Source organism: Halapricum sp. CBA1109, from assembly GCF_009741825.1.
Taxonomy (GTDB): Archaea; Halobacteriota; Halobacteria; order Halobacteriales; family Haloarculaceae; genus Halapricum.
Genome location: NZ_WPCA01000132.1, coordinates 1 through 7,399, shown reverse-complemented (window position 1 = coordinate 7,399; position 7,399 = coordinate 1). Strand labels below are relative to the sequence as shown.

Sequence of the window (7,399 nt, the reverse complement as noted above, 5' to 3'; positions counted from 1 at the left end):
TGCAGTCGGCTGGTCCCGGGACCCATCCGGCGGCACAACGCCGCCAAGTTCGTCCGTCGCGTTGCTCGCGGTGGTCGCCGTCGTCGCCGCCGTCGTCGGCGGACTCCTCGGCTTCCTCGGCCTCGTCGTCGTCACCGTCGTCGGCCGGCTCGGCGTCGGTCGTCGCCGCGCCACCGGTGGCGGGGACGGCCGCAGCCTGGTCGACGGCCTCGTCGATGTCGACGTCCTCGAGTGCGGCGATGAGCGCCTTCACTCGGGACTCCTCGACGTCGACGCCGGCGGCCTCGAGGACGCCGGTCAGATTCTCTTCGTTGATCTCTGTGTCCGATTCGTTCAGGATGAGTGCTGCGTAAACGTATTCCATTGTTGTCACCTTGTGTCGTTAGAACATCTCTCCGAGCGCGTCGCCGGCGTCGCCATCGTCGTCGCCGTCGTCGTCGGCCGATTCGTCCTCGGCCGCGTCGTCGGCTGACTCCTCGGCTTCGTCGTCGCCGTCGTCGCTCTCGGTCTGGTCGTCGCTCGATTCGTCTGCGGGCGCGTCGAGGTCACGGAGCTCCTCGGGGAGGGCCTCCTGATCGTCGACCTGTGCGGCCAGTGCGCGGACTTGGCCGTCCGCCTTCGAGAGGAGGTCCGGCATAACGGACTCGTCCTCGATGGCCGCCTCGATACCGAGGCTCTTGGCCTCGCCGCTGGCCTTGCCCAGCACCGCCGGCAGGGTCTGTGCGGTCGGGAAGACGGAGTTGATCGCGAGGTTGCGCGCTCGCGCGACGGCCGTCTCCACGTCGCTCTGGTACTGCTCGGCGTCGAGTTCGAGGTCCTCGGGCTCGAACAGCACGCCGTCGGCGTAGACGGCGCGCAGGTCGAGGCCGACTTCCTTCGGCTCGATGCCCATCTCCGAGAGGACGTTCGAGAGGTCGGCCGACACTTCCTCGCCGGCTTCGAGGACAGTGCTGTCCTCCATAACCTGAATCGAGCCCTCTTGGATGCGGGCGTTGGCACCGACGGCCTGGAGTTCGCCGACGAACGGTCCGGGGTCGACCCCCGTGTCACCCTCGGGGATGACGATGTCGTTCGGCGCGATTTCGCCGGCGTTGATCGGGGCCGACGTCTTCGAGGCTTCGAGCTGTTTGTACAGCCCGAAGGGGTTGTCGTTGGTCCCGATGAGGCCGACGTGGCCCGAGATGTAGCCAGTCAGTTGCTCGAAGCCGCTGTCGACCTCTTCGAGCGCGCGCTCGAGGAGGGTGTTGCGGCTGACGCGGAGTTCGGCGGTCCCGTACAGGTCCCGGCGCATGTCCTGGAGCTGTTGGCTCGGGATGCCAGTCAGGTCGACGACGCCGACGCTGTCGTACTGCTTCAGCGTCTCTATCAGCGCGTCGATTTCCTCGCGTTTCCACTGCGGGATGGTCTCGGTCTTGCGCTCGGATTCGGCGCTCATTTAGGCCACCTCCACGGCCGGACCCATGGTCGTTTTCACGTACACGGTGTCGATGTTCAGCGGCCCCTTCTCCAGGTCGGCGTGGAGTCGGCGCATGATGACGTCGATGTTGCTGGCGATGTCGTCGGCGGACATGTCTTCCGCACCCACGCGGGTGTGGAACGTCCGGCGATCACCACTGCGAACCTGCACCGTGTTTTTCATCCGGTTGACGGTCTCGACGACGTCGTCGTCCGGGGAGAGCGGTTCGGGCATCTTGCCACGCGGACCGAGGATGGTCCCGAGGTAGCGACCGATGTCCTGCATCAGCGCCTCTTCGGCGATGAAGAAGTCGGTCTCCTCGGCGAGGTCCTTGGCCGCGTCGTCGTCGTCTCCGAGGTCGGCGAGTTCGTCTCCGCTGAGGACGTCGTCGGCTGCGTCCTCGGCACGGAGCGCGGTCTCACCTTCGGCGAAGACGACGATAGACGTCTCCTGGCCGGTCCCCTCCGGCAGGACGACGCTCTCGTCGATACGATTCGATGGGTCGTTGAGGTTGAGGTCGCGCAAGTTGATCGCGAGGTCCACTGTCTCCCGGAAGTTCCGGTCGGGTGCGTCCTCGAGTGCGCGAGATACTGCGTTCTCTATTTCCTGATCTGCCATTGTTCACCTCCGTAGTACGCCATACGGCTTCTACGGGTCAGTGAAACAGGCGTCTGCCTGTCTCACCCGGCTACACGCCGATGCGCTATTTAAACCCGTCGAACGGAGGCCGAGCGGGGAGGCACGACCCGCGAGCAGCGGAGGCCGTGAGCGCTAGCGAACGGCCTCGAACGTGTGAACGGGGAACGAATGTGACCCGTGAACGGAGGCCGAGCGGGGCGTATCTCTCCGTGTGAGGGGTAGACTTAATGTGGTCTGATTGGTATGCACTGGCACTCGAATGCGTCTCCGGACGACGCTCGTCGCGCTTCTGTTGCTCATCGCCGTAGTGCTGTCGGGGACCATCTACTTCGGGTTCTCGCTGCACAAGGACGACGTCGTCGAACAGGAGCGCCAGCAGGTGTCGACGGCCGCGAGTGTCGTCGCGACGGACATCGACTCGAGCGTCGAGGGCAAGTCAGACCTCGTCGAACTGTGGACGCGCAACGAGGCGGTCGGGGCCCACGGGACGCCCGCACAGCGGACCGCGCTGTCGTCGTTCGTCGACCAGTCGGTGTTCGACGGGGCGTCGGTCGTCCACCGCAACGGGACGATGGTCGCCATCGAATCCCCCGCGACGACTGGACGGGCGGACGTCGTCGGCCGGAACTACAGCGACCGCCAGTACGTCAGGGCAGCCCGGAACGGCACGACCTACGTCAGCGACCCAGTCGATGCGGACACCGGTCGGACCATCGTGGCGATCAGCGCTCCCATCCGTGAGAACGGGGCCGTCGTCGGCGTCCTGACCGGCTCGCTCCACCTCGACCGGACGACGCTGTTCGACGGCGTCGCCGGCTTGAGCCGGTCGAGCAACCGCGTCGTCGTCACGACCAACGACACGACGCTGTACACCGAACCGGGCACGCCCTCGCCCGAGGCGGCGCTGACGGAGACGGCGACCGTCGAGTCGACGGGGTGGACGGTCACCGTCCACGGGAGTCGCGCTCAGTTGACCCGCCGGCTCCAGACAGCGACGCTGTTGCAGTTCGGGGCCGTGCTGGTCGCCCTGCTCTCCGTCGCCGTCGTCGGCGTCTGGGTCTCCCGGACGACGATATCCCAACTCGACTCGCTGGTCGAGGGACTGGACGACCTCGAACGCGGCTCATACGGCCGGACGCTCGACCTCTCGGTGACCGACGAGTGGCGGACGATCAGCGACCGCTACAACGGCCTGAGCGACACGCTCCAGCGCCGCGAGTCCCAGCTACAGGTCCTCAACCGCGTCCTCAGACACAACCTCCGCAACGATATGAACGTCGTCACCGCCCACGCCGAGAGCATCCTCGCCAACGAGGAGGCGTCAGAATCAGTCACCGAGAACGTCGAGAAGATACACGCGACCGCTCGCCGACTGATCGACACCAGCGAGCACGCCCGGGCGTTCTACGAGGACCTGCTCAGCGACGGCGAGCGCGAACCGGAACCGACCGACGTGACGGCGATAATCGAGACGCGCGTCGAGACCCTCCGGGCGGAGTTCCCCGAGTGTACCCTCCAGACGGACCTCCCCGAGCGCGCGATGGCCCTCGATACGACCGTCCTCCCCATCGTCGTCGAGGAGTTGATCCACAACGCCATCGTCCACAACGACCGGCCGGCGGACGAGCGGACCGTCGCCGTGTCCGCGCGCGTCGACCGCGAGGGCTCGCTCGGCGACCACGGCGAAGTCGTCGTCGACGTGACCGACAACGGTCCCGGCATCCCGATGGTCGAGGAGGCGCTGTTGACCGACGAACTGGAGGAGACGCCCGTCGAACACGGCAGCGGTCTCGGCGTGTGGCTGGTCAACTGGCTGGTCCATCGACTCGGCGGGACGGTCGAGGCCCACAGCGGTATCGAACGCGGGACGACGGTCACCGTCCGGGTGCCCGCCGCACCGCCGGAGGCGTAGCCGCCGCTTTCGGACGAGAGTAGCGAAAAACGAGTTGTCGACGAGTGGGGCCTACGCGGCCGCTTCTTCGGCGAACACGCCGAAACTCACTGCGTTCGGTTTCGAGCGTTTCCGTCGTCGACCGCGGCTTACGCCGCGGCCTCCTCCGCAAACACGTCGTCGTATTCGCCGGCGTCGATCTTGGCCTTGAACTCGCGGGGGTTCTCCCCCTCGATGGTCACGCCGAGACTCGTGCAGGTGCCGACGACCTCCTTTGCCGCGCCCTTGAGGTCGTAGGCCAGCAGGTCCGGGAGCTTCTGCTCTGCGATCTGTCGGACCTGATCGACGGTCAGGTCGGCGACGAACTCCTCGTGGGGTTCGCCCGACCCGGTCTCGAAGCCGGCCTCGTCCTTGACGAGTTCGGCCGTCGGCGGGACGCCGACCTCTATCTCGAAGCTGCCGTCGTCGTCGTAGTCGACGGTGACGGGGACTTCGGTGCCGTCGAAGGCCGCTGTCTGGTCGTTGATCTCCTGTACGACTGCCTGAACGTCTACCGGCGTCGGTCCGAGCTCCGGACCGAGCGGCGGGCCAGGGTTGGCCTGGCCGCCGGGAACGAGAACTTCGATAGTGCCAGCCATACCTCACACTCCGTCGGGGCGGGTTTAAGAATTGCTTTTCCCGTCCGACCTACGCGATGGAGACGCCGTTGCGCGAGAGGTACGCGCTGGCGGCCTTGATCTCCACCGGACTGCCGATGATCCGAACCCGTGGCCCCTCCTCGCTGATCGTGAGCGTGTACCGGTCGGTGAGGTCCTCACGAAGCCCCTCGAGCGTCTCCGGCGGCAACAGGATCTGCGTGCTGTCCCGGAGCGTGGCCACGTCTTGCATACTCGAACGTCTGCTCGCCCCGTGTATTAGTGTGTCGAACTACGCTGCCGCCGTCGAACTCCGAGCGAACCGCAAAACCGCTATTGTCACGCACAGAACTTTGTTTCTCGAATACTTCGACGGAATAGATTCGGCCGCCGGTGGCTCCGGACGGAAGCCCTTTTGACCAGCGATAGCCCAGTAGAGGACAATGGGGCTCGAAGAGGAGATCGAGGACATCGAACAAGAGATCGCCGAGACGCCCTACAACAAGTCCACGGAGGCGCACATCGGCCGATTGAAGGCCAAACTCGCGGAGAAAAAGGAGAAACTCGAAGCACAACAGTCCGGTTCCGGCGGCGGCCCGGGGTACGCCGTCGAGAAACACGGCGACGCGACGGTCGCCTTGGTGGGCTTTCCCAGCGTCGGCAAGTCGACGCTGATCAACGCGATGACCAACGCCGACAGCGAGGTCGGCGAGTACGAGTTCACGACGCTCAACGTCAACCCGGGGATGCTCCAGTACCGCGGCGCGAACATCCAGATGCTGGACGTGCCCGGCCTGATCGAGGGGGCCGCGAGTGGTCGCGGCGGCGGGCAGGAGGTCCTCTCGGTCGTCCGCACCGCAGACCTCGTCGTGTTCGTCCTCTCGGTGTTCGAGATCGACCAGTACGAGCGCCTGTACGAGGAGTTGTACGCCAACAAGGTCCGTCTCGACGCCGAGCCACCGCGAGTCTCCGTCCGGAAGAAACACAAAGACGGTATCAGCGTCAACGCCTCGGTCGACTTGGATCTGGACAGAGACACCATCAAGAACGTGCTGCGGGAACACGGCTACGTCAACGCGGACGTGACCATCGGCGATCAGGTCGACATCGACCAACTCATCGACGGCATCCAGGACAACCGCGAGTACCTCCCCTCCATCGTGACGGTCAACAAAGCCGACCTCATCGAGCCAGAGTACAAGGAGACCGTCGACGAGAACCTCCGGGCCCACGACATCGACCCGGAGGAAGCCATCTTCATCAGCGCCCACGAGGAGAGAGGGTTGGACGTGCTCAAAGAGCGCATCTACGACGAACTCGGCCTGATGCGCATCTATATGGACAAGCCCGGTCGCGGCGTCGACAGGGACGAACCGCTGATGCTGTTCGAGGGCGACACCGTCGGCGACGCCTGTGAGAAACTGGGCGGGCGCTTCGAGGAGCGGTTCCGATTCGCCCGCGTCACGGGTCCGAGCGCCCAACACGACGAACAGCAGGTCGGCCGCGACCACGAACTCGCCGACGAGGACGTCCTCAGGATTCTGGTCGACCGCTGATGGACGCCCCGAAGCGACGCCTGCTGGCCGTTCTCTCCCTCGGTGTCCTCCCGTGGAACCTCGTGGGCGCGCCCGGCGCGTGGACGGCGTTTCTCTCTGTCGGGTTCGTCAACCTCGCGCCGCCGCGGAACCTCGTGACGATATACGACTACGTGTTCGTGTTCACGGGCGGTCTCCCCGAGTATCTCCTCGCGTGGCCGCTGGGCCTCCTGATGTATCTCGCGGCGCTGGGCGCGGCCGCTCTCGCCGTCTTCGACATCGAGGACCCGCGCGTGACGGCCGGACTGCTCGCGCTCTTCGCGGTCAGTCAGGCGGTGTTCGCGCGCGGGTTCGCGTCCCGGCCGGGGTACACCGTGGTTCCCGTCGCGACCATCGCGGCCGCCGTCGTTCTCTGGTGGTTCTACTGGCCGCTCGTTCGGGAGTCGGTCCTCGGCGGGCGGTAGCGTCCGGTAGCCTTTTCGATCCGCCGCTTCACGTTTCGGATATGGACGGTATTCTCGACCACACGATGGTCCGCGTCGAGGACCTCGAGGAATCGATCGACTGGTACACGACACACCTCGATTGGGAACTCAAACGCAAGAGCGAACACTCCTCGTTCACGCTGGCCTTCCTCGGACCCGAGAATATGCACGAGGACGGCGCAGTCCTCGAGTTGACGTACAACCACGACGGCCGCAGCTACGACTTCGGCGACGCGTGGGGTCACATCGCCGTCCGGACCGACGACGTCTACGACGCCTACGAGCAACTGATGGACGAGGGCGTCGAGGACTACCGCGACCCGGACTCCTGTGGCGGGCAGTACGCCTTCGTCCGGGACCCGGACGGCCACGAGATCGAGATCGTCGAGCGCGACCACGGCGCGCCGTTCTCGATCGACCACACGATGATCCGCGTCGAGAACGTCGACGAGTCCATCGGCTGGTACACCCGGAAACTCGACTACGAGATGTTCCGCCGCAGCGAACACGACAGTTTCTCGCTGTACTTCCTCAAGCCTCAGGACGCCCCCGAGGAGGCGATGTCGATGGAACTGACGTACAACCACGACGGCCGGTCCTACGACTTCGGCGACGCGTGGGGTCACGTCGCCGTCCGCGCCGACGACGCCGAGTTAGAGGAATACTGGGAGATGCTGATGACCCGCCACGCCGAGGACTACCGCGACCCCGAGGACTGTGACTACAACTACGCGTTCACCAAAGACCCCGACGGCCAC

9 protein-coding genes are annotated in these 7,399 nt (G+C 65.6%); 4 read left to right on the top strand and 5 right to left on the bottom strand.

Features of this window, described 5'->3' with window-relative positions:
* The 3 genes from rpl12p to GJ629_RS12855 all read right to left on the bottom strand — a co-directional run.
* The coding region (gene rpl12p / locus GJ629_RS12865; protein WP_157513410.1) for a 50S ribosomal protein P1 at window positions 1–364 on the bottom strand (364 nt) is incomplete at its 3' end.
* Between the two features lie 18 nt (window positions 365–382).
* Entirely contained in the window at window positions 383–1,435 is a 1,053-nt protein-coding gene (locus tag GJ629_RS12860) for a 50S ribosomal protein L10 (protein WP_157513409.1), read from the bottom strand.
* Complete coding sequence (locus tag GJ629_RS12855; RefSeq protein WP_157513408.1) at window positions 1,436–2,074, bottom strand: 50S ribosomal protein L1; 639 nt, start codon at window positions 2,072–2,074, stop codon at window positions 1,436–1,438.
* 280 nt (window positions 2,075–2,354) lie between these two features.
* Here GJ629_RS12855 and GJ629_RS12850 point away from each other — a divergent pair, with 280 nt between their 5' ends.
* Window positions 2,355–4,007 carry an ATP-binding protein gene (locus tag GJ629_RS12850; protein WP_157513407.1) on the top strand — a complete coding sequence of 551 codons (1,653 nt, stop codon included), beginning with the start codon at window positions 2,355–2,357 and terminating at the stop codon, window positions 4,005–4,007.
* A gap of 128 nt (window positions 4,008–4,135) precedes the next feature.
* On the opposite strand, the gene GJ629_RS12845 is transcribed toward GJ629_RS12850, so the two are convergent.
* Together GJ629_RS12845 and GJ629_RS12840 are read right to left on the bottom strand one after the other, a co-directional pair.
* A complete protein-coding gene (locus GJ629_RS12845; protein WP_157513406.1) occupies window positions 4,136–4,624 on the bottom strand; it encodes a 50S ribosomal protein L11 in 489 nt (162 codons plus the stop codon).
* Window positions 4,625–4,673: 49 nt separating this feature from the next.
* The gene (locus GJ629_RS12840; RefSeq protein WP_157513405.1) at window positions 4,674–4,874 is read right to left on the bottom strand and encodes a hypothetical protein; all 201 of its coding nucleotides are present in this window, start codon (window positions 4,872–4,874) and stop codon (window positions 4,674–4,676) included.
* Between the two features lie 190 nt (window positions 4,875–5,064).
* Here GJ629_RS12840 and GJ629_RS12835 point away from each other — a divergent pair, with 190 nt between their 5' ends.
* The 3 genes from GJ629_RS12835 to GJ629_RS12825 all read left to right on the top strand — a co-directional run.
* Entirely contained in the window at window positions 5,065–6,177 is a 1,113-nt protein-coding gene (locus GJ629_RS12835; RefSeq protein WP_157513404.1) for a GTP-binding protein, read from the top strand.
* Window positions 6,177–6,620: a TIGR04206 family protein gene (locus GJ629_RS12830; RefSeq protein ID WP_157513403.1), complete on the top strand. Its 444-nt coding sequence runs from the start codon at window positions 6,177–6,179 to the stop codon at window positions 6,618–6,620. The genes GJ629_RS12835 and GJ629_RS12830 overlap by 1 nt, the downstream gene beginning before the upstream one ends.
* A 41-nt stretch (window positions 6,621–6,661) precedes the next feature.
* Window positions 6,662–7,399 (top strand): VOC family protein (locus GJ629_RS12825; protein WP_157513402.1); only part of this gene is annotated, 738 nt, incomplete at its 3' end.

Excerpts from the sequence above, each read along its gene's own strand:
- GJ629_RS12860 (WP_157513409.1), bottom strand. The coding sequence starts at position 1,435 with ATGAGCGCCGAATCCGAGCGCAAGACCGAGACCATCCCGCAGTGGAAA.
- GJ629_RS12855 (WP_157513408.1), bottom strand. The coding sequence starts at position 2,074 with ATGGCAGATCAGGAAATAGAGAACGCAGTATCTCGCGCACTCGAGGAC.
- GJ629_RS12850 (WP_157513407.1), top strand. The coding sequence starts at position 2,355 with ATGCGTCTCCGGACGACGCTCGTCGCGCTTCTGTTGCTCATCGCCGTA.
- GJ629_RS12845 (WP_157513406.1), bottom strand. The coding sequence starts at position 4,624 with ATGGCTGGCACTATCGAAGTTCTCGTTCCCGGCGGCCAGGCCAACCCT.
- GJ629_RS12840 (WP_157513405.1), bottom strand. The coding sequence starts at position 4,874 with ATGCAAGACGTGGCCACGCTCCGGGACAGCACGCAGATCCTGTTGCCG.
- GJ629_RS12835 (WP_157513404.1), top strand. The coding sequence starts at position 5,065 with ATGGGGCTCGAAGAGGAGATCGAGGACATCGAACAAGAGATCGCCGAG.
- GJ629_RS12830 (WP_157513403.1), top strand. The coding sequence starts at position 6,177 with ATGGACGCCCCGAAGCGACGCCTGCTGGCCGTTCTCTCCCTCGGTGTC.